The 24,777-nt window shown below is 73.0% G+C and carries 21 protein-coding genes; 9 read left to right on the top strand and 12 right to left on the bottom strand.

The window, feature by feature from the left end; all coding sequences use genetic code 11:
* Positions 1-29: 29 nt before the first annotated feature.
* Complete coding sequence (locus O7606_RS21160; protein WP_281595763.1) at positions 30-500, bottom strand: SgcJ/EcaC family oxidoreductase; 471 nt, start codon at positions 498-500, stop codon at positions 30-32.
* Between the two features lie 274 nt (positions 501-774).
* On the bottom strand, positions 775-1,764 hold the full coding sequence (locus O7606_RS21155; RefSeq protein ID WP_281595765.1) for an alpha/beta hydrolase: 990 nt from the start codon (positions 1,762-1,764) through the stop codon (positions 775-777).
* 370 nt (positions 1,765-2,134) lie between these two features.
* Between O7606_RS21155 and O7606_RS21150 the strand changes: the two genes are divergently transcribed.
* The 6 genes from O7606_RS21150 to O7606_RS21125 all read left to right on the top strand — a co-directional run bounded on the left by O7606_RS21150 (position 2,135) and on the right by O7606_RS21125 (position 8,107).
* On the top strand, positions 2,135-2,887 hold the full coding sequence (locus O7606_RS21150) for a DUF2306 domain-containing protein (RefSeq protein ID WP_281595764.1): 753 nt from the start codon (positions 2,135-2,137) through the stop codon (positions 2,885-2,887).
* A 23-nt stretch (positions 2,888-2,910) separates the two neighbouring features.
* Positions 2,911-3,933, top strand: coding sequence for an alcohol dehydrogenase catalytic domain-containing protein (locus tag O7606_RS21145; RefSeq protein ID WP_281599789.1), 1,023 nt, complete (start codon positions 2,911-2,913; stop codon positions 3,931-3,933).
* Between the two features lie 239 nt (positions 3,934-4,172).
* Complete coding sequence (locus O7606_RS21140; protein WP_281595763.1) at positions 4,173-4,643, top strand: SgcJ/EcaC family oxidoreductase; 471 nt, start codon at positions 4,173-4,175, stop codon at positions 4,641-4,643.
* Positions 4,640-5,143 carry an SgcJ/EcaC family oxidoreductase gene (locus tag O7606_RS21135; protein WP_281595761.1) on the top strand — a complete coding sequence of 168 codons (504 nt, stop codon included), beginning with the start codon at positions 4,640-4,642 and terminating at the stop codon, positions 5,141-5,143. The genes O7606_RS21140 and O7606_RS21135 overlap by 4 nt, the downstream gene beginning before the upstream one ends.
* Before the next feature lie 159 nt (positions 5,144-5,302).
* Entirely contained in the window at positions 5,303-6,880 is a 1,578-nt protein-coding gene (locus tag O7606_RS21130; RefSeq protein ID WP_281595760.1) for a GMC family oxidoreductase N-terminal domain-containing protein, read from the top strand.
* Between the two features lie 42 nt (positions 6,881-6,922).
* Positions 6,923-8,107 carry an acyl-CoA dehydrogenase family protein gene (locus tag O7606_RS21125; RefSeq protein WP_281595759.1) on the top strand — a complete coding sequence of 395 codons (1,185 nt, stop codon included), beginning with the start codon at positions 6,923-6,925 and terminating at the stop codon, positions 8,105-8,107.
* A 611-nt stretch (positions 8,108-8,718) separates the two neighbouring features.
* On the opposite strand, the gene O7606_RS21120 is transcribed toward O7606_RS21125, so the two are convergent.
* The 4 genes from O7606_RS21120 to O7606_RS21105 form a co-directional block, all read right to left on the bottom strand.
* Entirely contained in the window at positions 8,719-10,335 is a 1,617-nt protein-coding gene (locus O7606_RS21120; protein WP_281595758.1) for an MFS transporter, read from the bottom strand.
* 71 nt (positions 10,336-10,406) lie between these two features.
* Positions 10,407-11,048 (bottom strand): DUF899 domain-containing protein, encoded by a 642-nt coding sequence (locus O7606_RS21115; protein WP_281595757.1) that lies wholly within the window; start codon positions 11,046-11,048, stop codon positions 10,407-10,409.
* Positions 11,049-11,207: 159 nt separating this feature from the next.
* A complete protein-coding gene (locus tag O7606_RS21110) occupies positions 11,208-11,510 on the bottom strand; it encodes a hypothetical protein (RefSeq protein ID WP_281595756.1) in 303 nt (100 codons plus the stop codon).
* Positions 11,510-12,559, bottom strand: coding sequence for a sigma-70 family RNA polymerase sigma factor (locus tag O7606_RS21105; protein WP_281595755.1), 1,050 nt, complete (start codon positions 12,557-12,559; stop codon positions 11,510-11,512). The genes O7606_RS21110 and O7606_RS21105 overlap by 1 nt, the downstream gene beginning before the upstream one ends.
* Before the next feature lie 292 nt (positions 12,560-12,851).
* On the opposite strand from O7606_RS21105, the gene O7606_RS21100 reads away from it, so the two are divergent.
* Positions 12,852-14,084, top strand: coding sequence for a cytochrome P450 (locus O7606_RS21100; protein WP_281595754.1), 1,233 nt, complete (start codon positions 12,852-12,854; stop codon positions 14,082-14,084).
* An 18-nt stretch (positions 14,085-14,102) separates the two neighbouring features.
* Entirely contained in the window at positions 14,103-15,386 is a 1,284-nt protein-coding gene (locus O7606_RS21095; RefSeq protein ID WP_281595753.1) for an activator-dependent family glycosyltransferase, read from the top strand.
* 153 nt (positions 15,387-15,539) lie between these two features.
* On the opposite strand, the gene O7606_RS21090 is transcribed toward O7606_RS21095, so the two are convergent.
* Positions 15,540-16,769, bottom strand: coding sequence for an acyltransferase (locus O7606_RS21090; RefSeq protein WP_281595752.1), 1,230 nt, complete (start codon positions 16,767-16,769; stop codon positions 15,540-15,542).
* A gap of 179 nt (positions 16,770-16,948) precedes the next feature.
* On the opposite strand from O7606_RS21090, the gene O7606_RS21085 reads away from it, so the two are divergent.
* On the top strand, positions 16,949-18,073 hold the full coding sequence (locus O7606_RS21085; RefSeq protein WP_281595751.1) for a glycosyltransferase: 1,125 nt from the start codon (positions 16,949-16,951) through the stop codon (positions 18,071-18,073).
* Between the two features lie 758 nt (positions 18,074-18,831).
* On the opposite strand, the gene O7606_RS21080 is transcribed toward O7606_RS21085, so the two are convergent.
* From O7606_RS21080 to O7606_RS21060, 5 genes are all read right to left on the bottom strand, one after another.
* Positions 18,832-19,539 carry a VOC family protein gene (locus O7606_RS21080; RefSeq protein ID WP_281595750.1) on the bottom strand — a complete coding sequence of 236 codons (708 nt, stop codon included), beginning with the start codon at positions 19,537-19,539 and terminating at the stop codon, positions 18,832-18,834.
* A 129-nt stretch (positions 19,540-19,668) separates the two neighbouring features.
* Entirely contained in the window at positions 19,669-20,652 is a 984-nt protein-coding gene (locus tag O7606_RS21075; RefSeq protein ID WP_281595749.1) for a DUF4432 family protein, read from the bottom strand.
* Between the two features lie 16 nt (positions 20,653-20,668).
* Positions 20,669-21,940, bottom strand: coding sequence for an MFS transporter (locus tag O7606_RS21070; RefSeq protein WP_281595748.1), 1,272 nt, complete (start codon positions 21,938-21,940; stop codon positions 20,669-20,671).
* On the bottom strand, positions 21,937-23,205 hold the full coding sequence (locus tag O7606_RS21065; RefSeq protein ID WP_281595747.1) for a D-arabinono-1,4-lactone oxidase: 1,269 nt from the start codon (positions 23,203-23,205) through the stop codon (positions 21,937-21,939). The genes O7606_RS21070 and O7606_RS21065 overlap by 4 nt, the downstream gene beginning before the upstream one ends.
* On the bottom strand, positions 23,195-24,757 hold the full coding sequence (locus tag O7606_RS21060; RefSeq protein WP_281595746.1) for an alpha-amylase family glycosyl hydrolase: 1,563 nt from the start codon (positions 24,755-24,757) through the stop codon (positions 23,195-23,197). The genes O7606_RS21065 and O7606_RS21060 overlap by 11 nt, the downstream gene beginning before the upstream one ends.
* Between the last annotated feature and the right edge of the window lie 20 nt (positions 24,758-24,777).

The following is a 24,777-nucleotide window of genomic DNA, read 5'->3' as shown; positions in this document are numbered from 1 at the left end:
ACGGGTCGAGGGTTGCCGTCTCCGGCCGGTCACCAGCGGAGGGTGGCGCCGGCGCCGCGGGGGCTGTTCTGGTAGCCGGCGAGTTGCCACTGGCCGTTGGTCTTGACGCAGATCCAGGTGGAGCGGACGGCGAGTTCGTCGGCGATGTCGGTCTCGCCGGCGGCGAGGATGCCGCCGTGGGTGCGCAGGAGGGCGACGTCGTCGCCGACGAAGCGCACGTCGACGGGGCGGCCGGTGACGCCGGTGCCCTTGAAGGGGCCGGCGTAGGCGGCGGCCATGAAGGCGTGGATCTCCTCGCGGCCCTGCTTGAGGACGTCGCCGGGGAGGATGAGGATGCCGTCGTCGGTGAAGACGTCGGCGACGCCCTGGGCGTCGTTGCGGGCCCACGCGGCGACCAGGCGCAGGGGGACGCTGAGGGCTTCCTTCTCCTTGTCGCTGGTGAACTCGCCGTAGTAGGCGTCCAGGTCGGGACGCTGTTCGGTAGCGGTGCCTGTGGACATGGGGGTCTCCTTCTTTCCCGCGCCGGGGGGTGTGTGCCGGCCGGCGGGGTGTGACATCAGGGCCTCGTCGGGCTCTGGACCACTTCATCCTCTGTCGCGACGCGACGCCGTTGCATCTCTGTCGTTGCGGCGTCCCACCGGCGTCACCACCCCGGCGTCCCACCGGCGCCACCACCCCGGCGTCCCACCAGCGCCACCACCCCGGCGTCCCACCAGCGCCACCACCGACCGGGCCGACCGCCCCGGGAGCCCGGGCGGCCGGCCCGACGGGACGTCAGGGCGCGCAGGCGGCCAGGTCCGGCGGGGTCGGCTGGCCGGGCGGGGTCGCGCCGAAGAAGAGGTTCGCGCAGGCCGCGGTGAACTGCGGGTTCTCCTCGGCGGGGTAGTGCCCGGCCTCGGGCACGATCGCCGTCCGCACGTCGTCGGCGACCTGGGCGAAGGAGGTGCCGACCAGCGGACCGAACTGGTACTGGCCGCCGACGGCCAGCACCGGCATGGTGAGCCGGTTCGCCGCCGCCTTGGCCTGGTTCTCGGCGGCGTCGGCGGCGAACGCCCGGTAGTACTCGTACCCGGCGGTCCGCTTCGCCGGGTTCGCGTACGCGGCGAAGTACCGCTTCCGGTCCAACGCCTCCGGCTTGTAGGTGCGGTCGAACATCATCCCGAGGTACGTCGGGACGTCCTCGTTGTCCATGATCTTCTCGGGGATCGGCGCGGGGCTGGAGTTGAACAGGAAGTGCCAGCTCCGCCCGTAGAAGTCCTCCAGGCCGAAGCCCAGCAGCGGGGACTCCACCACGGCCACCCGGGTCACCTCGTCCGGGAAGTCCCGCGCGTACGGGTACGCCACCAACGCGCCGACGTCGTGGCCCATCAGCTCGATCTGCCGGAAGCCGAGCGCGTGCACGGCCTGCCGGATCCGGCGGGCGGTGGTCGCCTTGTCGTACCCGTCGGACGGCACCGTGGAGTCACCCAGGCCGGGCAGGTCGAACGCGATGACGGTGTGCTCGCGGGCCAGCTCCGGCATCACGTGCCGCCACGACCACCAGGTCTCCGGCCAGCCGTGCAGCAGCACCAGGGGCGGCCCGGAGCCCGTCCGGACGTAGTGCAGCGCGCCGCCGTCGACGGCGACCCTGCCGTGCGTGAACGACGGGCCCGGCCGGCTCGGGCCGTGCCCCTGGGGCTCGGCGAGGACCGGCGCGGCGCCGGGCAGGAGCAGCAGGGCGGCCACGGCGGTCGCGGCGGCGACCAGACCCCGTCGCGCCCTCATACCGGGTCACCGCCCGGTCGGCCGGCACATCCTGTGGGAAGGGCAATCGTCTCGTGCATCGGTCAGATCCTTTCTGTCCGGACGCCCGTCTCCCGGCGCGGCCGGGCGGGGCGGCGGGCCGCCGACGGCACGGCCGAATGATCGGCACGCCGGGCCCACCGGTTCTCCGTGGCCGAAATCGCATCACGGGCAGGGGGAAACGTCAATACCAACAGGATGCGCGAAAACTACCTTTCGCCGTAGAACAGTCCTGCCGCGAGGTCAAGTCGAGCAATCTGGAAGGCGTGTGCGGCCGGCACCCTCGTCATCCTTGATGAGCCGCCGGAAAACCGCGGTGACCAGCCCGTATTGATTGCCTCAGGGGGCAAGCGTGACTCACTCCCCATTGACGGAAGCCTCCGCCGAACAGGAACCGGCGGAGCCGGTTGGCCGGGACGCCCCGGCGTCGGGAGACACCCCGCCCCGGCGGTCGTGGTGGCGTCGCCCGTGGTTCCTGCCCGGCGCCATCCTCGCCTACCTGTTCATCTTCATGTTCGTGCCGCCGTACCTGACGCTCGACCCGGCCCAGGCCCGGCTGCCCAACCTGCGGCACGACATCCCGTGGCACTACGGCTTCCTCGTCGCGCACGTGATCTCCGGGACGGTGGCGATGGCCACGGTGCCGTTCCAGGTGTGGCCGGCGTTCCGCCGCCGGTTCCCGGCGCTGCACCGGTACATGGGCCGCGTCTACATCGTCGTCGGCGTCATCCCGTCGACCATCGCGGCGCTGGCCATCGTGCCGTTCGCGATGGGCCCGGCCGGCAACGTCATCGGTGGTCTGCTGTGGCTGGGCACCTCGCTGTGGGGCTGGCGGATGGCCCGGCAGCGCCGGTTCGAGGAGCACCGCCGATTCATGATCTACAGCTTCGCGCTCTGCCTCCAGATCATCGAGGGCCGGGTGATGGTGCTGACCATCCCGCACCTGCCCGGCTGGGACCCGTCGTCGTTCCCGCTCCTGCTGGAGACGGCGAGCTGGATCGGCATCGTGCTCAACCTGCTGATCGCCCAGTGGTACCTGGAGTGGAGCGCCCGCCGCGGCCGTACCGGCCTGGAGCGGAAGCGGACCGGTCTGGTCGTCCGGTGAGCGCCGGCCCGCCCGACGGCGTCATGCGGGCCGCGGTGCTGCCCGGGGTCGGGGCCGGGTGGGAGGTACGGGAGCTGCCCGTGCCCCGGCCCGGCCCGGGGGCCGTGCTGATCCGGGTACGCGCCAGCAGCATCTGCGTCAACGACGTCCTGGCGTCCCGGGGGGCGCTGCCGTTCCCCGGCGCCGACCCGGCCGTGCCCGGCCACGAGCCGGTCGGCGAGGTCGTCGCGGTCGGCCCGGGCGTCACCTCCCGTCAGGTCGGCGACCGGGTCGGCGCGACCTGGGTGCAGGGGGCGTGCGGGCGCTGCGCGTACTGCCGGCTGCAACGCCCGCTGACCGGGCAGACCGCGCTCAACTGCGCCGCGCCGCGCACCCTCGGGTTCAGCGTGCCGGGCGGGCAGGCCGAGTACGTCGTGGCCGAGGCCGCGGCGACCGTCCTGCTCCCCGACGACCTGCCGTACGAGCTGGCCGCGCCGGTGATGTGCGCCGGCTACACCGCGTGGGGCGCGCTGCGGCAGGCGGACCCGCGCCCGCACGAGCGCGTCGCGGTGCTCGGCATCGGCGCGCTGGGCCACCTGGCGGTGCAGTACGCCAGCGCCTGCGGCTTCGAGACGGTGGCGGTCACCCGCTCCCCCGACAAACGGGAGGTGGCCCGCCAGCTCGGCGCGGACCTCGTCGTCGGCGACGGCGCGCAGCTGCGGGACGCCGGCGGCGCGGACGTCGTCCTGGTCACCGCCAGCTCGTACCGGGCCGCCTCGGACAGTCTGCGCGGACTGCGGGTGGACGGGCGGCTCGTGCTCGCCGGCCTGGACGCCCCCGGTGGGTTCGACCTGGCCCCCGAACGGGGCCGACCGTTCTTCGCCCAACGGCACCGGATCATCGGCACCACCCACAACGGACTCCCCGACCTGGTGGAGGCGCTGCGCCTGGTCGCGGCCGGCCGCTGCACGCCGATGGTCGAGGTGGTCAAGCCCGACGACCTGCCCACCGCGGTGGACCGGGTGGCCGGGGGCGACGTGCGGTTCCGGGCCGTCGTCTCGTGGTGAGCGCCGCCGCCGGCCGGCGGACCCGTCCGTGGGCGGTCGGTGGTGGCGCTGGTGGGACGCCGGGGTGGTGGCGCCGGTGGGACGCCGGGGTGGTGACGCCGGTGGGACGCCGCAACGACAGAGATGCAACGGCGTCGCGTCGCGACAGAGGATGAAGTGGTCCAGAGCCCGACGAGGCCCTGATGTCACACCCCGCCGGCCGGCACACACCCCCCGGCGCGGGAAAGAAGGAGACCCCCATGTCCACAGGCACCGCTACCGAACAGCGTCCCGACCTGGACGCCTACTACGGCGAGTTCACCAGCGACAAGGAGAAGGAAGCCCTCAGCGTCCCCCTGCGCCTGGTCGCCGCGTGGGCCCGCAACGACGCCCAGGGCGTCGCCGACGTCTTCACCGACGACGGCATCCTCATCCTCCCCGGCGACGTCCTCAAGCAGGGCCGCGAGGAGATCCACGCCTTCATGGCCGCCGCCTACGCCGGCCCCTTCAAGGGCACCGGCGTCACCGGCCGCCCCGTCGACGTGCGCTTCGTCGGCGACGACGTCGCCCTCCTGCGCACCCACGGCGGCATCCTCGCCGCCGGCGAGACCGACATCGCCGACGAACTCGCCGTCCGCTCCACCTGGATCTGCGTCAAGACCAACGGCCAGTGGCAACTCGCCGGCTACCAGAACAGCCCCCGCGGCGCCGGCGCCACCCTCCGCTGGTGACATCCGAGGAGACGATGACCATGGGTACGACCACGTCCTGGGGGGATGCGTCCGCGCATCTCGCCGCCGCCGGGGTGGCCGAGGACACCTCCTACTACCGGGGCTTCACCGCCCCGGACGAGAAGGCCGTCCTGACCGTCGCGATGCGGATCCAGGCGGCCTGGGCGACAAACGACGCCGACGCGTTCGCGGACACCTTCGCCGACAACGGCAGCCTGCTCATGCAGGACACGCAGCTCACCAGCCGGGAGCAGATCCGCGACTTCATGCGGAACGGCTTCGCGGGCGCCTACAAGGGCGCCTCGGTCAAGGGCTGGCCGGTCGTCCTCCGGTTCCTCAAGGAGGACGTCGCGCTGGCGGTCACCGAGGGCGGGATCATGTTCTCCGGTGAGTCCGAGATCCCCGCCGAGCGGCGGATCCGGGCCACCTGGGTCATCGCCCGTCAGCCCTCCGGTGAGCTGCGGCTGGTGTCGCACCAGAGCAGCCCGATCTCCGGCTGACCGGGGGCGGGGGCCGGCCCCGGTCGGCCCCCGCCCCCGGCCGGCGCACCACCGTACGACCTGCTGGGTCCGCCGTCGGGCGGGCCCAGCGGCGCGATGCGCAGGAACCGGCGGACCCCGCGGCGGACGGCCGCCGCGTCAACAACCCCAGGAGGATTGATGTACGACTACGTCATCGTCGGCGCCGGGTCGGCCGGCTCCGTGCTCGCCGCGCGACTGACCGAGGACCCCTCGGTACGGGTGTGCCTGGTCGAGGCCGGGCCGGTCGACAGCGAACCCAACATCCACGTGCCGGCCGCGTTCGGCAGGCTCTTCCGGACCCGGCTGGACTGGGACCTCGACACCCACGAGGAGCCGCACCTGGACCGTCGGCGGGTGTACCTGCCCCGGGGCCGGGTGCTGGGCGGCACCAGCTCGATCAACACGATGGTGTACATCCGGGGCAACCGGCTCGACTTCGACTCCTGGGGGCAGCCGGGCTGGTCGTACGACGAGCTGCTGCCGTACTTCAAGCGGTCCGAGGACAACGAGCGGGGCGCGTCGGCCTACCACGGCGTCGGTGGCCCGCTGTCGGTCGCCGACGGCCGGTCCCGCAACCCCATGTCGGCGGCGTTCGTCGAGGCCGCCGCCGAGGCCGGCCACCAGGTCAACGACGACTTCAACGCCGGCAGCCAGGACGGCTTCGGCTTCTTCCAGGTCAACCAGCGCAACGGGCGGCGGGAGAGCTGCGCGACGGCCTTCCTGCACCCGGTGCTGGACCGACCCAACCTGACGGTCGAGACGAACGTGCAGGTGCTCCGGATCCTCATCGAGGACGGCCGGGCGGTCGGGGTGGTCGGGCGGCGACTGGACGACGAGGTGGTGCTGCGGGCCGAACGCGAGGTGGTCCTCTCCGCCGGCGCGTACCACAGCCCGCACCTGCTGATGCTCTCCGGCGTCGGCCCGGCGGCCCTGCTGTCCGCGCTGGGCATCCCGGTCGTGCTGGACGCCCCGATGGTCGGCCAGAACCTCCAGGACCACGCGCTGGTGCCGCTGGTCTACACCCACCCGCACCCGATCAGCCTGCTCACCGCCGGCGACCCGGCCAACCTCAAGCTCTTCATGGAGGAGGGCCGGGGGATGCTGACCTCCAACGGCCCGGAGTCGGGCGGGTTCGCCCGCACCTCCGACGACCTGCCCGCGCCGGACGTCGAGTACCTGGGCGCGCCGGTCATGTTCGCCGACAGCGGCCTCGGCACCCCCACCCACCACTCCTTCTCGTACGGGCCGTCGATGCTCACCCCGCGCAGCCGGGGCTGGGTCATGCTCGCCTCCGACGACCCCACCGCCAAGCCGAAGATCAGGCACAACTACTTCGCCGAGGAGGAGGACATGCGGGCGGCGATCGTCGCCACCCGGATGGGCACGGAGATCGCCCGGCAGAAGGCGCTGGCCCCGTACACGGAGGGCATGCACGAGCCCCCGGCGTCCGAGTCCGACGCGGACCTGCGGGCCTACATCCGCCAGTACGCGCACTCGATCTACCACCCGGCCGGCACCTGCGCCATGGGCTCGGTCGTCGACGCGGACCTGCGGCTGTCGGGGGTGGACGGGCTGCGGGTGGTCGACGCGTCCGTCATGCCGACGCTGGTACGCGGCAACCCGAACGCGGCGGTCATCGCCATCGCCGAGAAGGCAGCCGACCTGATCAAGGGGGTCACGCCGCTTCCGGCGGCGGCCGACGCCCTCGTTTCCTGACCTGCGACCGGATTCCCGTCCCTGCGTGAAGGAGAGCCCACAGTGGAGACCACCCAGGCACCATCGAGGAACGAGCTGGTCCAGCGCGCCACCGCTCTGGTGCCGTTGCTGCAGAAGCACGCCTCCTGGGCGGAGGAGAACCGCCGGATGCACGACGAGGTCGTCGAGGCGCTGGCCGAGGCCGGCATGTTCCGGATGCGCATCCCGAAGCGGTACGGCGGCTACGAGTCGGACACCCGCACCCAGGCCGAGGTGACCGCCGAGCTGGCCCGCGGCGACGGCTCGGTCGGCTGGACCATGTCGGTCTGGACGATCCCGGGCTGGATGGTCGGGCTCTTCCCCGACGAGGCGCAGGACGAGGTGTTCGCGACCCGGGACGTGCGGGTCTGCGGCACCCTCAGCCCGTCGGCCGAAGCGACCCCCACCGAGGGCGGGTACGTCGTCAACGGGCAGTGGGGCTTCATCAGCGGCGCGCTGCACAGCCACTGGCAGGAGATCATCGCCATGGCGCCGACCCCCGACGGCGCGTCGATGTGGCCGATCATGGCGCTGGTGCCGATGTCCGACCTCCAGATCGTCGACGACTGGCACACCGCCGGCATGCGCGGCTCGGGCAGCGTGTCGACGGTGGCCCGGGACGTGTTCGTGCCCCAGCACCGGGTGCTGCCCCTGCCGCTGATCCTCCAGGGCCAGTACGCGTCGGCGCTCAACGCCGACTCGCCGATGTACCGGGCGCCGCTGCTCGGGGTGGCCAACGCCAGCTCGGTGGGGACGATCCTCGGTCTGGCGCGGGCGGCCCGGGACACGTTCTTCGAGCGCCTGCCCAACCGGAAGATCACCTACACCAGCTACGAGAAGCAGGCCGACGCGCCGCTCACCCACCTCCAGGTCGCCGAGGCGACGCTGAAGATGGACCAGGCGGAGTTCCACGCCCACCGGCTGACGACGCTGGTGGACGACAAGAGCCTCACCGGCGAGCCGTGGACGCTGGAGGAGCGGGCCCGCTCCCGGGCGGACATCGGCGCGGTGTGCGAGCTGGGCAAGGCGGCGGTGGACATCTTCGCCATGGCCAGCGGCGGCTCGTCGATCTACACGTCGGCCCCGATCCAGCGGATCGCCCGGGACGTCACCACCGTCAACCTGCACGCGCTCATGCTGCCCAGCACCAACTACGAGCTGTACGGGCGCGTCCTGTGCGGCCTGGAGCCGAACTCGCTCTACATCTGAGCCCGCCGGCCCGCCGGGACCACCGGCGACCGGACGGCGCGGACCCGACAGCGGGCGTGGGGATCATCCCCACGCCCGCTCGCTCGTGCCCCACAGCCCCACAGCCCCGTCGACCCGTCCGGAGCCCGCCGGCCGGGCTCCGTCGGCCGGGACTTCGCCGCCCGCCGCCCGGCGCCCGTCGGCCGGGCTGCGGTCGGCGCCCGGCGCCCGGCGCCCGTCGGCCGGGCTGCGGTTGGCATTTCCCGGATGTAGGGGCTTCCATCGCCGCGGACACCCCGACATCCTGAAAGTGGAGTGGATCATGGTGCCGGGCGCGGGGAGAACCGGCCGGGCGCGGCCGGTCGGGCCGTGACCGTGCTGGTCACGGCCCGACAGACCGCGCTTGGTCCGGGCCCGGCGGGCCGCGCCGGGGCACGACCCGACAGACCGCGCCGCGTCACGACCCGACAGACCGCGCTTGGTCCGGGCCCGGCGGGCCGCGCCGGGGCACGACCCGACGGACCGTGGCTGGTCAGGGCCCGACGGGCCGTGGCTGGTCACGACCCGACAGACCGCGCCGGGTCACGGCCCGACGGACCGTGGCTGGTCAGGGCCCGACGGGCCGTGGCTGGTCAGGGCCGTTCGGCGGCGGCCTCCAGCTCGGGGCCTTCGGTCGGCTCCTCCGGCGCGCCCGGCGCGCCCGGGTGCCCGGCCGCCCCGGTCGGCGGCGCGCCGCTCAGGGTGGCCACCGCCACGATCGCCAGGAAGATCAGCAGCGCCGCGCTGATCCAGGCGACGGAGTGCAGGCCGCTGGTGAAAGCGGTCCGCGCCGCGTCGATGAGCTGCCCGCTCAGCGGCTCGTCGAGCCCCTGGCCGGCGGTCACCGCGCCGATGACGCTGGCCCGGGCCGGCTCGGCGACGGCGTCGGGCGTGCCGGCCGGGATGTTGCCGTCCAGGCTGGCGCCGTAGACCGCGGTGGCGGTGCTGCCGAGGATCGCCACGCCGAGCGCCATGCCCAGCTCACCGCTGGTCTCCGACATCGACGCGGCCGAGCCGGCCTTCTCCGGCGGGGCGGCCCGCAGCACCAGCTCGGTGCTCAGCGCCGCCTGCGGGCCGCTGCCGGCGCTGGTGAGGATCACCGCGACGACGATGAGCGCGAACCCGCCGCTGCGGTCGACCTGGGTGAGCAGCACGTAGCCGATCGCGGCGACGACCATGCCGCCCGCGATCACGTACGCCGGCCGCACCGTACGGGCGATGGCCGGCGCGGTCATCGCGGCGATGACCATGGCGATGCCGGACGGCAGCATGAGCAGGCCGGCGCGGAGCGGGGTGAGCCCCTCGACCATCTGCAGGTAGATGTTGACGACGAGGATCGTGCCGCCACCGACGGCCGCGCCGAGCAGGGCGATCACCAGCGCGCCGCTGAACGAGCGGATGCCGAACAGCCGCAGGTCCATCAGCGGCTGCTCGAGGCGCTGCTGCCGGATCACGAAGAGCACGCCGGCCACCAGGCCGACCGCGATGGCCGCCAGCGGCCCGGCGGCGACGCCCGAGTCGGCCAGCTCCTTGACGCCCCACACGGCCGGCAGGATCGTGGCCAGGGACAGCACGACGCTGATCAGGTCAAGTCGCCCGGTGGCGTTCGGGTCCTTGAACTCCGGCAGCAGCGCCGGGCCGGCGGCCAGCAGCAGCACCATCACCGGCACGGCGAGCAGGAAGACCGAGCCCCACCAGAAGAACTGGAGCAGCGCGCCGCCGACCAGTGGGCCGATCACCATGCCGCCCATGAAGCAGCTGATCCAGACGCCGATGGCCGCGCCGCGCTGGGCCGGGTCCTGGAACATGTTGGTGATCAGGGCGAGGGTGGACGGCATCAGTGTCGCGCCGGCGATGCCGAGCAGCGCCCGGGTGACGATGAGCATCTCCGGCGTGGTGGAGAACGCCGCGAGCACCGACGCGATCGCGAAGAACGTCGCGCCGATGAGCAGGAGCTTACGGCGGCCGATCCGGTCGCCGAGGCTGCCCATTGTGATCAGGAAGCCGGCGATCATGAAGCCGTAGATGTCGATGATCCAGAGCTGTTCGATGCTGCTCGCGCCGAGGTCGCTGCTGAGCTTGGACAGCGCCAGGTGCAGGGCGCTGAGGTCGAGCGACAGCAGCAGGGTGGGCAGGGCGAGGACGGCGAGCCCCAGCCATTCGCGGCGGGTGGCGCGTACCGGCTCGGCCGCTGCGTTGTTGATCTCCATGGGAACCCTTCTTGGTCGGGGGTCGGGGGTCGGGGGGTCGGGGGGTCGGAGGGAGGGTGGGTGGGTGGCGCTCAGTTCTCGTACTGGTCGTGCAGCCGCCACCACTGCTGGGGGTAGTCCAACTCGGCCTCCTGCCGGCCGAGCGGCGTCAGGTCGAGGTAGTTGTAGGTGTTGATCAGGGCGTCACCGCCCCGGGAGAACGACGAGTAGGTGTGGAAGATGTCGTCGCCGTCGCGGAGGAAGACGCTCAGCCCGGACGACTCGGAGTTGTCCCGGGTGACGCCGAAGTCCTGGTTGAAGTCGGTGGCGAAGGAGGAGTACCAGGGGACCGTCCAGCCCATCCGCTCCTTGAAGCTGGTGAGCTTCGCCAGCGGGGCCCGCGAGATCAGCACCAGGTTGGTGTCCCGGGCCCGCAGGTGCGCCGGGTGGCCGAGATTGTCGACCTGCAACGAGCAGCCGGCACAGCCCTCGTCCCAGTTGGGGTGGAACATGTAGTGCCGGACGATCAACTGCCGCGAGCCGTCGAAGAGACCGAGCAGGTCCACGGAGCCCTCCGGCCCCTCGAACGTGTAGGTCTTGTCGATCCGGACCATCGGCAGCTCGCGCCGCAGCGCGCTCACCGCGTCCCGCTCGCGCGTCAACTGCTTCTCACGTACCAGTAGTTTCTCGCGTTCCACAAGCCACTCGTCGCGGCTGACGACCCTTGGTGTCATGTCTTCTTTCCTCCTGACGGGCGCCCCGTCACGGCGTCCACCCGGTATGACGGGTAACCGCGCGGAAACTCATCGCGACGGCGGGCCGAATCCGCGACGGCGGGCCGAATCCGCCGGCCGTGCGGCCGGGCCGACCCGTGCGGGCCCGGCCGGGCGGGCTCAGGCGGCCTTGCGGCGGGAGATCGCGGCGAGCCGTACCGGCTCGACGCCGTTGTTCCGCAGGACCAGCGGCGGGTTCCCGTCGAACCACAGCAGGTCCCCGCTGCGGAACCCCAGCCGCCCGCCGTCGGGGTACTCGGCCTCGATCTCGCCCTGCTCCACGATCACGATCGCCGCCCGCCACGCGGCCTCGTCGACGGTGGTCAGGCAGCCGGGGGCCAGCTCGACCCGGAGCAGGTCGAAGGTGGGTGGCAGCGGGTGGCCGAGGAAGGAGAACGGGTCGTGCGTCGGCTCCTCGCCCATCACACGGTGAGCGGCAGGCCGAACGCGGGAAAGACCTCCGGCTGGAAGGCGGTGATCTCCGCGACCGCGCCGTCCTCGATGCGCAGCACGTCGAGCCCGAGCGCGTGGTAGCGGTCCGCGCCCTCGGGCCGGACGTAACAGGCCACCGCCGGCTGCCGGTTGGCCCGGGTCAGCACGTGCCGCCAGTCCCGCCAGGCGTTCGGGCCCACCAGCACCGGGGTCCACGTCTCGATGATCGTGGCACGCCCGACGTACCAGGTGGGCTTGGGCGGCATGGTGAAGCGGGCGTCCTCCCGCAGCAGCTCGGCCAGGCCCGCCAGGTCGGCGTTCTCGGTCGCCCGCACGTACCGCTGGAGGACGGCGCGTTCCTCCTCGCTCGGGTCGGTCACCGCGGCCCACTCGCTGCGCCGCTGCGGCAGGTGCTGCTTGAGCGTCAGCCTGGCCCGTTGCAGGGCGCTGTTGACCGCCGGCACGGTGCCGTTCAGCAGCGCCGCCGTGTCGTTGGCCGGCCAGCCGAGCACGTCCCGCAGGATGAGCACCGCGCGCTGCTTGGGCGGCAGGTGCTGGATGGCCGCCAGGAACGCCAGCTCGATGGTCTCCTTGGCGATGACCGCCGTGTCCGGCTCCGCGTCGGGGGAGGCCACCGGCTCCAGGAGCCGATCCGGGTACGGCTGCAACCAGGGGATCTCCACCTGCGGGAAGGCCGCCGCCGACGCCGGGCCGGCCGGGGCCGGGGTGGTGGTCAGCGCGCCCCGGGGCCGCCGCGGGTGACGCTCGACGAAATCCAGGCAGGCGTTGGTGGCGATGCGGTACAGCCAGGCCCGGAAGGTGGACCGGCCCTGGAACGTCTCGCGTCTGCGCCAGGCCCGCAGGAAGGTCTCCTGCACCAGGTCCTCGGCGTCGTCGAAGGAGCCGAGCATCCGGTAGCAGTGCACGTGCAGCTCACGGCGGTGCCGCTCGGTCAGCTCGGCGAACGCCGCCTCGTCACCGGCGCGGACGGCGTCCACCACCGCCGGTTCCTCGCTCTGCCCTGTGCCCACCCTGCTCACGACGTACCTCCGCCCCTCGGCCACGGTGACCCACCGGTCTCCCACCGTTACGACGGCGCGGCGGCGGAAAACTCATCGGCGGTCGGGCGCGTGCCTGCGACGTTATCGCCTCCCGGGACGGCGCGGGGGCGCCGGCCGGGACGAGCGCACGGCAGGAGATGCGGGTGGGACGGCCCCACGATGACCATGGGACGCGGGTTTCCATGCCGCGCGGCCCGCCCCGCCTGGCCCCCACCGCTGACCGAGCCGACGGAGACCGCGCCGACGTCTCCGTCACTGGAAGGGGCACGTCATGACAGCAGTCGACCTGTTCAGCAAGAGTTTCCAGGCCGACCCCTATCCCGCCTACGCGACGCTGCGGGAGGAGTCCCCGGTGCACCACGTCCAGGGCCCGATGGGTTCGGACATCTGGCTGATCACCCGCTACGACGACGCCCGCGCCGCGCTGGCCGACCCCCGCTTCTCGAAGGACCCGAAGCGGGCCCCGGAGTGGGCCAAGATGATGGCGGCGGGCGTCGGCGACGAGGGCCCGCTCGGCGCGAACATGCTCAACAGCGACCCGCCGGACCACACCCGGCAGCGCCGCCTGATCAGCATGGCGTTCACCCGGCGGCGGATCGAGCGGCTGCGGCCCCGGATCCAGGAGATCACCGACGGGCTCGTCGCGGCGATGGCCGAGCAGAAGGAGGTCGACCTGGTCGCCGCCCTGTCCTACCCGCTGCCGATCACCGTCATCTGCGAGCTGCTCGGCATCCCCGGCGAGGACCGCGACGAGTTCGGCCGGTGGACGCGGATGCTGCTGGCGTCCCCGATGACCCCGGAGGGCGTGCAGAGCCGGCGCGAGGGCAACCAGCACATGGACCGGTACCTCACCGACCTGGTCGCCACGCTGCGCGCCGAGGTCAACCCGGACCTGGACTACGACGCCCAGCCGAACCTGATCAGCGCCCTGGTGGTGCCCGGCAAGGGTGACCAGCTCAACGAGCGGGAGCTGCTCGGCATGCTCAAGCTGCTGCTGGTCGCCGGGCACGAGACCACGGTCAACCTGATCAGCAACGGCACCGTCGCGCTGCTGCTGCACCCGGACCAGTTCCGACTGCTGCGCGAGCGCCCGGAGCTGATGCCGAACGCCATCGACGAGTTCCTCCGCTACAACGGGCCGATCGAGCGGGTGCCGATGCGGTTCACCACCGAGGACGTCGAGATCGCCGGGACGACCATCCCGGCCGGCAGCGCCGTCAACATCGTCCTGGCCGCCGCCGACCACGACCCGAGCCGGTTCGACGACCCGGACCGGCTGGACATCACCCGCGCCCAGAACCCGCACCTGGCGTTCGGGCACGGGGTGCACTTCTGCATCGGCGCGCCGCTGGCGCGGGTCGAGGGCGACGTCGCGTTCAGCACCATGCTGGCCCGCTTCCCCAAGATCGAGCTCGCCTGCCGGCCCGAGGAGCTGGCCTGGCAGATCGGCGGCCCGAACATCATGCGCGGCCTGGCGTCGCTGCCGCTGGTCCTGCACACCTGAGCCCGCGGAGGTCGAGCCATGCGCGTCCTGTTCCTCGCCGGAATCAACAAGTCGCACCTGTACGCGATGACCCCGCTCGCCTGGGCCCTGCAGATCGCCGGGCACCAGGTGCGGGTGGCCAGCCAACCCGACCTCGCCGACGACGTGGCCCGCACCGGCTTCACCCCGGCCCCCGTCGGCCGGGAGCTGCGGATGGCGGAGAAGTTGGGCCCGGCCGCCCCGACCTCGGCCGCCGACCGCAGCGGCGGCTGGGTCAAGCCGGTCGACGGCAGCTTCCCGGAGGATCCGCACGGTCACCTGGAGTCGATCGTGTCGGGCTTCTTCCCGATGGTCTGCCCGGAGCCGATGTTCGACGACCTCATCGCGTACGCCCAGGACTGGAAACCCGATCTGATCATCTGGAACACGTTGGCGCTGGCCGGCGGGGTGGCCGCCCGGATCAGCGGGGCCGCGCACGCCCGGCTGCTGTTCGGCGCGGACGGGCTGGGGCAGATCCGCTCCGCGTTCCACGCCCGCCGGGCCGGGCTGCCCGTCGACGAGCTGCCCGAGGATCCGCTCGCCGGCTGGCTCGGGCCGATCCTGCGCCGGCACGGGCACGACTTCGACGAGGAGGTCGCGCTCGGCCAGTGGACGATCGACCCGATGCCGTCCTGGGTGTTCCATCCCCGCACCAACGCGCACTACGTGCCGCTGCGGCACGTGCCGTACAACGGACCGGCCCGGATCCCGGACTGGATGCGGGAGCCGCCGTCGCGGCCCCGGGTCTGCCTGACCCTGGGCGTCTCGCACCGCGAGTCGCACGGCGTCGAGGCGTCCCCGGCGGACCTGATGGAGGCCGTCGCCGACCTCGACGCCGAGATCGTCGCGACGTTGGACAGCCGGCAGACCGCCACCCTCGACCACGTGCCGGACAACGTGCGGGTGGTCGACTTCGTCCCGATGAACGCGCTGCTGCCGAGCTGCGCGGCGATCGTGCACCACGGCGGCACGCAGACGTTCGCCGCCGCGCTGGAGAACGCGGTCCCGCAGTTGCTGGTGCCCAGCGCGTACTGGACGGAGAAGTGGTGGGGGCCGGTCGCCGAGGGCAACGGCCTGGAGCGGCGCGGCGCCGGCATCTACGTGGCGGACTCCGACTGGTTCGCCCCGGAGATGCTGCGTGAGGCGCTGACCCGGGTGCTCAAGGACCCGTCGTTCAAGGAGAACGCCGTCCGGCTGCGGGCCGAACGGCAGGCCGTCCCCACCGCCAACGAGCTGGTGCCCACCCTGGAACGGCTCACCGCCGCCCACCAAGCCCGCCGCTGACCATCCGGCGACGGCGGTTTCCCCCGTGCCCCGTCGCCGTTCCCCGGCGCCCGGCCCGCCACCCCTCGGCGGGCCGGGCGCCGCCCTGTCCGGCCCCGGCAGGGACGCCGGTGGGGGCGGTCGCGTCGGCGACCGCCCCCACCGGGGTCGGGCTCAGAGCTGAGGGGCGGGATTTCCGGGTACGGGGGCCGGGGCGACCGTGGCCGGACGGTCACCGCCGTCGGTGGTACGGCTGCGGCGTCGACCCCACTTCCGCATCACCGGGCGTTCCACGGCGACGAACAGCAGCCAGCCGGCCAGCAGGTTCGCCGCGGTGAACGCGAGCAGCACGGCGATCGCCACCGGGGTGTCGTACTGGGCGCTGTCGCCGAACAGGAGCCGGCCGTGGTAGAGCACGATGCCCTGCGCCATGTAGAACCCGAACGAGATGTCCCCGAGCCACCGCATCGTGCGACCACCGAACGGGGTGCGCCGGCCGGTCAGGTCGGCCTGCGCGGTGGCGGCGATCAGCAGCCCCAGCGGCACCAGCGTGACCAGGCTGAACGCGAACGCGGTGGGCACGTACAGGGCGAGCGCGTAGCTGGCCACGGCGAGCACGGCGGCGGGCAGCATGCCGAACCGGGGCCACCGGCCGGCCATGACGATCCGGGCGAGCACCATGCCGAGGGCGAACTCGAACAGCCGGGCCGGCGGGAAGAAGTACCCGAACCAGAACTGCTGCATCGACAGGTCGGGGATGAACGGGCCCTTCGGCAGGTCCGGCACCACGTACAGCGTGATCAGGACGACGCCCACCGCGCCGAGCACCACGGCGGTCGCCGCCGCCCACAGCCGACTGTCGGAGATCCGCCGCAGCGGAACGATGAGCAGCGGGAACAGCACGTAGAACAGCAGCTCGCAGGAGAGCGACCAGCTCGGCGGATTGACGCTGATGGAGACTGCCGGATTCGATGAGAACGAGTGCAGCAGCAGCAGATTCGGCAGCCAGGAGGAGACCGGGGTGAATGCCGCCGCGAACAGCACCATCGCCACGGCCCAGGTCACCACGTGCATCGGGTAGATCTTGAGGAGCCGCCGCCGGAGGAAGGACCAGGCGCCGTCACCGGGCCGGGTGGACCAGGTGAGCACGAATCCGCTCAGCACGAAGAAGAACGAGACGCCGACGAATCCGCCGGCGCCGAGGACCTTCGCCCAGGCCTGACTCCACCCGGGGTCGGCGAACGGTGTCACCGGCAGGTGCGGCGGCACCGGGGACATGAACTGCGAGGTGTGGTAGAGGAACACCAGGAGCGCGGCGACGAACCGGAGCCCGGTCAGGGACGGCAGTTTGCTGCCGCCGGTCGAGGGAGGTACGGAGTACTGGCGTACGGCGGAATGGGACATGGCGACGGCCCTTCGCTCACGACGTGGGTCGACCGGCGGTGCGTCCAAGGTCGGGAGGCCGGTCACAGTGGATCCTTGTGGCCGAACCGTCGGGCGGCATCTCCTGAATTGCTCGGCCGGACATTTACCCGAGTGACTATCATCCACCGCGACCGTCCTGTTCCGATGGAAGGTGTTTCGTGCGGATCGTCTGTGCCAGCCAGCCGGCCCCCGGCCATTTCCTGCCCACCGCGCCGCTGCTGCGCGCGCTGCTGGCCGCCGGCCACGAGGTGACCGTGGTGTCCAGCCCGGCGTTCGGGCCGTTCGTCCGGCGGGCCGGCTTCCGGTTCCGTCCGGTGGGTGAGCCATGGCTGGCGGCCGACGTGACGCCCCGGCCGTTCGCCGTCGGGGAGAGCCCGACCGTCCGCGACGGCGACTACACCTTCGCGCTGGACACCACCCGGGCGAACGCCTGGGCGGCCGGCGACGTGCTGGCCGACCTCCGGCCGGACCTGCTGGTCCGTGAGCCGGCCGAGTTCGGGGTCACCTTCGCGGCGGAACGGGCCGGGGTGCCCACCAGCACCGTGGGCGTCGGGTTCCTCCGTACCGGGGATCGACTGCTCGCCGACGGCGGCGCGCGCCTGCTGCCGATCCGGGCCGCGCTGGGCCTGCCCGACCGCGTCGCGGACCTGGACGCGCTGAGCCGGCGGCGGTACGTGCAGACCGCCCCGGAGGTGTTCGAGCCGGTGCCCGACGCGCTCACCACGCTGCGGCTGGTCGACCGGGTCCGCCGCCCGGCCGACGCGCCGGCCGTACGCCCCCGCGCCCTGGTCACCATGGGCACGCTGCTGACCTCCGAGAACCTGCTCGCCCGGATCATGGACGATCTGGCCCGGCTGCCCGTGCCCTGCGTGCTGGCGGCCGGTGACCGGCACGAGGAGGTCGCCGCGACCGCCCCCGACCACGTCGAGGTGGTCGGCTTCACCGACCTGGCCGCGCTCGCCGCCGAGTGCACCATGATGATCTGCCACGGCGGGTTCGGCTCGCTGACCACCGCCTTCACCCACGCGCTGCCCATCGTCGTGCTGCCCTACAACGTGGACCAGGACTTCAACGCCGACCGGGTCGAGCGGATCGGCTGCGGTCGCCGGGTCGACTGGCACCGCCTTGGCGAGGGCGACCTGGCCGATGCCGTCGCGGCCGTCCACGACGACCCCGCGTACCGGGTCGCGGCCCGGCGGCTCGCCGACGACGTCGCCGCCCTCGCTCCGCCCGCCCAGGCCGCCGCGACCCTGGTCACCGAGCTGGCCGCCGACCTGGCCTGATCACCCGCCTGGCCGCAGCCCCCGAGCCTGGACACGACGTCGCCCGCCCGGACACAGGTCGTACGCCGGACACGTCGGTGCCGCAGCCGCGCCCCCCTGCCGACGCTCCCTCCGGCGCGGCTCCCCCTCCGGCACGCCGGCCCCGCGTGGCCACCCGCCCCTGCTCGGGCCAACCCGGCTCAGGTTGCCAACCCGGCTCGGGCCAACCCGGCTCAGGTGGCCAACCCGGCTCGGGCCAACCCGGCTCAGGTGGCCAGTGACCGACCCGGCTCGGGCCAACCGGGGGAGCAGTAAGTAGAGACGGCCCTTTAGAGCTGCCCCGGATGTGGGGCAGCGGGCTCGGGGCGGGATCGGACGCCACAACGACCGGGATGAATCGCGCAAACAAGGCATCTAGTCTCGGTCCTGCCCACGGCCCAGCGGTCCGGTCCGCAGCCCTGCGCCACGGCCTGCGCCGAATGAGGAACGCAGGTCAGGAGCGGACACAGTGTGTTCGTTGGGCGACACGGGAGACCGCGTGATGGAGACCTGTCTGACCAGCGCCCGTGGTCTGCCCCAGATCTGGGGCAACTCCAAAGGCTACGAGGCGCACTGTCACCCCCACACAAGCCCCGCCCCACCGCGACCCGCCCCACCGCGACCATCCCCACCGCGACCATCCCCACGACCACCACGTCCACCGCCACCAGGACGCCACGATGACAAGCGCCCCGAAACCGGATGGTCAGGATGTATGGCCAAAAAACCGCGAGCAGCGCTCAGCTTCCTCGTACCCGGAACTCGTTGCCGTCGGGGTCGGCGAGCGTGACGACGCCGTCCGCCTCGCCGAGCCGGGTGGCCCCGAGGGTGACCAGGCGGCTGACCTCGGTCGACAGGTCAACGCCGGCCGGGGCGAGGTCGAAGCGCTGCGGGTTCCGGCCCGCTTTCGGGGCCACCGGTGGGCCGCCCCAGGCGACCTTGGTGCCGCCGTACGGCGACTGGACGGCGGTCTCCTCGTCCTGGTCCCAGACCAGCGGCCAGCCCAGCGCCGCGCTCCAGAACAGGCCCACCTCGCGGCTGCCGTCGCAGGCGATCTCGCCAAGCAGGCCGCACCCGGCGAGGAAGTTGTTGCCCGGCTCGATCACGCAGAACTCGTTGCCCTCGGGGTCGGCGAGGACGACGTGCCCCTCCTCGGGGAGCTGCCCGACGTCGAGGTGGTCACCGCCGAGTCTGCGCGCCGTCGCCGTCAGGCGCTGCTGGTCGGCGGCGTCGACGCTGGTCAGGTGCAGGTGCAGGTGCAGGTGCAGGTGCAGGTGCAGGCTGCGGCTCGACCGTCGCTCCGCCGCGTCGACCGGGACGAACCGGAGGCTGAGCTGGGTGTCGTCGCCCGGCAGGAACACGCCGCCGGCCTCGTCGACGACCTCCCGACCGAGCATGCCGGCCCAGAACTCCGCTAGCCGGGCCGGATCGGACGCGTCGAAGGTCACCGTCAGCAGGGGTGGCGCATCACCAGACGGTAGGTGGCGGCCCGCGGCCCGGCCATCGAATAAGCCCGACCGGGACCGGTACGGCACAGCGTGCGGGACGCGGGGCGGACGCGCCACCGGAGGCGGGCGCTAGGGCGTACCTTCCCGGACGGTGAGGGTGAAGCCGGTCTCGACGGTGTCGCCGGGGGCCAGCAGCGGCGCGCCCGCGTGCGGCCCGGCGCGGTCCGGGCCGAACATCGGGGCGTTGGCCGGCTCGACGGCCAACGCCCAGCCGCGCCGGGACGGGTAGATCCACTGGAAGCACCGGGGCAGGACGTCGCCGTCCCAGCTCACCTCGGCGTACGCCCGCAGGGCCGGTGACCACACCGTGGCGCTGGCCGGCCCGGTGGCGTACCCGGTGTGCTCCCACACCGTCTCGCCGACGGTGTCCACCGGCTTGGGGAAGGTCCGCCAGTCCGTCCCGTCGTCGTCGCGGGGGGTGTGCCGGGCGCCGGTCGTCGTCACCCGGGCGCCCGGCGCGAGGAACGGCGCGCCGAAGTTCAGGTGGTAGAGCAGGCTGACCGGCTCGGTGGTGAGGCCCTCGTTGCGGATGGTGTCCCGGACGGTCAGGCTGGGCCGGTCCGCGTGGGACTCGATCTCCCGGCGCAGGTGGACCTGCCGGCCGAACACGGCCGCCGACGCGACGGTGCCGCTGACCAGCACCCCGGCCGGCGCGAGGCGACGCACGGCGACGTCCACGGCCCGGGTGTTGTGGTGGGCGCCGTGCTGGCTGTGGCCGTCCCGGGCCCGGCCGATGTTGTCCAGGCCGCAGGTGGCCAGCATGCCCCCGGTGAAGTGGCCGTTCCAGCCGGGCCCGTCGGGGGTGGCGGCCGGGCCGGCGGCGGGCAGCGGGGAACGCCAGGCCACCGGGTACCCCCGGTACCACAGCGAGCCCAGGTCGAGCCCGCGTTCCGGCAGCACCTCGAACGTCAGGCCGCCGGCCAGGGCGACCCGGTAGGCGCGGCCACCCGGGCCGGAGTGCGGGTCGCCGGTCGACTCGCGGATCTCCACGACCGCGTCGAGGTTGGCGATCAGCCCTTCGGTCAGCAGGTCGGTCACCGGTACGGCGTCCATGGTCGTCCTCCCGTCGTCACGTGCTGCTGGCGGTCTCGGCTACCGGGGTGGCCGGCTGCGCCGCCGGCTCGCTGTCGCGGCGGAACTCGTGCCGGACCAGGACACTGAGTGCGGCGGCGACGACCAGCATCGCGGCGATGATGGTCAGCGCCCGGGCCAGGCCGAAGCTCTCGGCCAGGAAGCCGATCGTCGGCGGGGCGAGCAGGATGCCGCCGTACCCGAGGGTCGAGGCGACGGCGATGCCGTTCGGTCCGCCACGCTGACCGGCCAGGGCCAGCGCGGTGGGGAAGATGTTCGCCAGCCCCAACCCGGTGATCACCAGGCCGACGAAGACCAGCCACAGCGTCGGTGACAGGGCCATCAGCAGCGCCCCGCCGGCCGCGACGATCCCGCCGCCGACCACCACGAGGACGTGCCCGAACCGCTCCAGCAGGCGCACCCCGACGATCCGGCCGAGGGTGAGCGTCCCGGCGACGGTGGCGTAGCCGGCCGCGGCGGCGGCCGAGTTGCCGTCCAGGTCGGTCTCGATGTGCAGGGGAACCCAGTTGTCCATCGCGCCCTGGCTGTACGCGGCGCACAGGGCCACCACCGAGGCGAGCGCCACGACCATCCCGAGGTGCCGGCCGCCTCCGCCGCCGTGGGTCGGCCCGGCCGGCTTCGGGCGGGACGCCCGGGCCAGCGGGGCGGACATCAGCAGCCGGGCGGCCCACGCGGTGGCCAGCAGGCCCAGCGGCATCGCCACCAGCATGTGCGGCAGCGGCGCGAGCCGGATCGCCAGGACCGCGCCCAGGCCCGCGCCGACCAGACTGCCGACGCTGTTCGCCGCGTGCAGCCCCGACATGATCGGCCGGTCGATCGCCTCGATGAGGTCCACCGCGACGCTGTTCACCGCCACGTCGATCGCGCCGTACCCGACCCCGAAGATCAGCAGGGTCAGGCCGAGGGTCAGCGGCGAGTGGGTCAGCGTGGGCGGCACGACGGCCAGCGACAGCAGCACCGCCGAGGCGACGGTGACCTGTCGGCTGCCCCAGCGCCGGCACATCGCGCCGGTCACCAGCATGGTCAGCACCGCCGCGCCGGAGATGCCGAGCAGGGCCAGCCCCAACGAGCCGGGGGACGCCTGGACCTGCTCCTTGATCGCCGGGATCCGCACCGACCAGCCGGCGAACAGGAACCCGCCGATGCCGAAGAACAGTGTCGTCGCCAGCCGGATCCGGGCCAGTTGGGCCCGTCGGTCCGCGTCGTCGGCGGCGCCCTCGTGCGGGCCCGTGGCGAACGCCTTGCTCATGCGCTGCCCTCTCCCAGGTATCGCTCGGTGAACGGGTTGCCGAACTTGCCGGCGGGGTCGTACCGGTGAACGAGCGCGCGGAAGTCGGCGAAGCGGGGATACCGCGAGGTGATCTCCGCCGGCGCCGCCTCGGTGAGTTTCGCCCAGTGCGGGCGCGCGCCGAACGGGGCCAGAAGCCGCTCGACCAGCCGGATCACCGCGCGCACCGGGGCCTCGTCGGGGATCCAGGTGAAGTGGATGGTGACCGTGTCGTGGCCGTACGCGGGGCTGAGCCACAGGTCGTCGGCGGCGACCGTGCGGACCTCGCAGATCTGGAGCACCGAACGGATCTCGGCGGCGATCCCGGTGAGCGCGTCCAGGGCGGCCACCGCGTGCCGGGCCGGCAGGGCGTACTCGGACTGCAACTCCGCCCCGGAGCTCGGCGTGTGCTCCGGGCGGAAGTGGGACAGCCGGGTGTGCCAGCGCCCCGGCACGCCCCGCTGGGTGGTGCAGGCCGCCGCCGAGTTCGTGATCACCGGGTGTACGTCCCGGGTGGCCGGTTGGGCGGTGAACCACGCCTCGCCCGGGGCCTTCGGGGCCGGCTCGTCGGTGCGGGCGATCACCCACACCTGGTCGAACGTCGGGGTGGACCAGTCGGTGAACAGGCACACGCTGTAGGCGGTGGCGACCAGCTCCGGGAAGTGGTCCAGCGCGGCGCGCATCGGCAGGCCCAGGTAGACGGTCTGGTGGACGTCGTACGTGGGCTCCACGTCCAGGGTCAGCGTGGTGAAGACGCCGACCGCGCCGAGGCTCACCGGCAGGCCGGGGAAGTCCGGGTCGCCGCGTTCGACCGTACGCAGGTCGCCGTCGGCGGTGACCAGCTCCAGCCGCCGGACGGACCCGGGCAGGACGGTGTTGCGTACCCCCGAGCCGTGGGTGCCGGTCGCGCAGGCCCCGCCGACCGAGATGTGCGGCAGCGAGGCCAGGTTGGGCAGCGCGAACCCGGCGGCGTCGAGCTCCCGGGCCAGCTCGGCGTAGCGCGCCCCGGCGGCCACGGTGACCGTCCGGGCGGCGGCGTCGACGTCGACCACCGGCGGCATGGCCGCCAGGGAGACCAGGTCCGCGGTGGTGTCGGCGACGTCGCTGAACGAGTGCCGGGTGCCCAGGGCCCGGACGCGCGGGGCGCCGGCGACCACCGCGCGCAGCTCGTCCAGGGTGGTCGGCCGGTGCACCCGGCGGGCCCGGAAGGTCAGGTTGCCGGCCCAGTTGACCAGCTCAGACGACACGGAGCAGCACTCCCTCCAGCGCGCCGAGCGGCACCGTGGCCAGCCGCACCGGGCCGGCGACCCGCCCGGCGTCGGTGGACAGCTCCAGCACCGCCTCGCCGTCGCCGAGCCCCACCACGATCGGCCGGTCGGCGAAGTTCAACGCGACGAGCAGCTCCTCGGTACCCGTCCAGCGACGGTACACGAAGGTGTCCTTTGGGGAGCGTAAAGACTCGTATCCGCCGAAACGCAACGCGTCGGACTCGTGCCGGTACCGGATCAGCCGGCGGTAGAGGTTCAGCGACGAGCCCGGGTCGGCGTCCTGCGCCCGCACGTTGGCGGTGGCGATGTCCCGCCCGAACGGCAGCCACGGCGTGCCGGTGGTGAAACCGGCCCCGGTCGGCTCCCACTGCATCGGCACGCGTTGGCCGTCCCGGCCGTCCACGTCCAGCGCCTGCGGTGGCGGCGAGTCGGCCATGCCGATCTCCTCGCCGTAGTAGACGCACGGCAGGCCGCGCAGGGTGAACTGCATCAGCGCCGCCACCCGGGCCTGTTCCGGCCCGTACCGGCTGACCGTCCGGGGGATGTCGTGGGTGGCCAGCGCGTAGGTGGGCAGCGCGTCCGCGCGGGCCACCGCGGACAACCCGTCGACGGTACGGCGGAACGCCTCGGCGTCCCACGGCTGCTCCCAGAACGCGATGTGGAACGCGGTGTGCATGCCGTCCGCGCCGAAGTACTCCGCGAGGCGGCTGTCGTCGCTGATCGGCACCTCGCCCAGCAGCAGCCCGCCGCCGTGCTCGTCCAGGACGGTCCGCAGCTCCCGCAGCACCTCGTGGGTCTCCGGCTGGTCCATGTTGAGCTGGCGCAGCTCCGGGTGGCTGAAGTACCGCCGGTACGTGGCCAGCGGCGCCGGATTGTCCCGCAGCCCGCTGTCCTTGATCAGCCGGTGCGCGACGTCGATGCGGAACCCGTCGGCCCCCTGTCCCAGCCAGAACTCCCAGACGTCCCGGATGGCGGCCCGCACCTGCGGGTTGCGCAGGTTCAGGTCGGGTTGCTGCGGGGTGAAGCTGTGCAGGTAGTACTGGCCGGTGGCCGGGTCGAGGGTCCAGGCCGGGCCGCACCGCTCGAACGAGCTGAGCCAGTTGTTGGGCGGCCCGCCGTCACGGCCGTCGGCCCAGATGTACCAGTCCCGTTTCGGGTCGTCCCGGCTGGACCGGGACGCCAGGAACCACGGGTGCCGGTCGGAGGTGTGGTTCATGACCAGGTCGACGAGGAGACGCATGCCCCGCTGGTGCACCTCGTCGGCCAGCTTCGCGAAGTCGGCGAGGGTGCCGTACGCGGGGTCGACCGCCTGGTAGTCGCTGATGTCGTACCCGAAGTCGGCCTGTGGGGACGGGTAGAACGGCGACAGCCAGACGGCGTCGACGCCCAGCGAGCCGGGCGCGCCGTTGAGGTGGTCCAGGTGCTCGACGATGCCGCGCAGGTCGCCGAGGCCGTCGCCGTCGGAGTCGGCGAAGCTGCGCGGGTAGATCTGGTAGATGACGGCGCTGCGCCACCAGTGCTCGTTGTCCATGACCCGTCCTCCCGTGCTCG

The sequence above is a fragment of the Micromonospora sp. WMMD882 genome, assembly GCF_027497255.1.
In the GTDB taxonomy this organism is placed as follows: domain Bacteria; phylum Actinomycetota; class Actinomycetes; order Mycobacteriales; family Micromonosporaceae; genus Micromonospora.
Note: the sequence above shows the minus strand (reverse complement) of the source record. Positions and strands in the feature narration are given on the sequence as shown.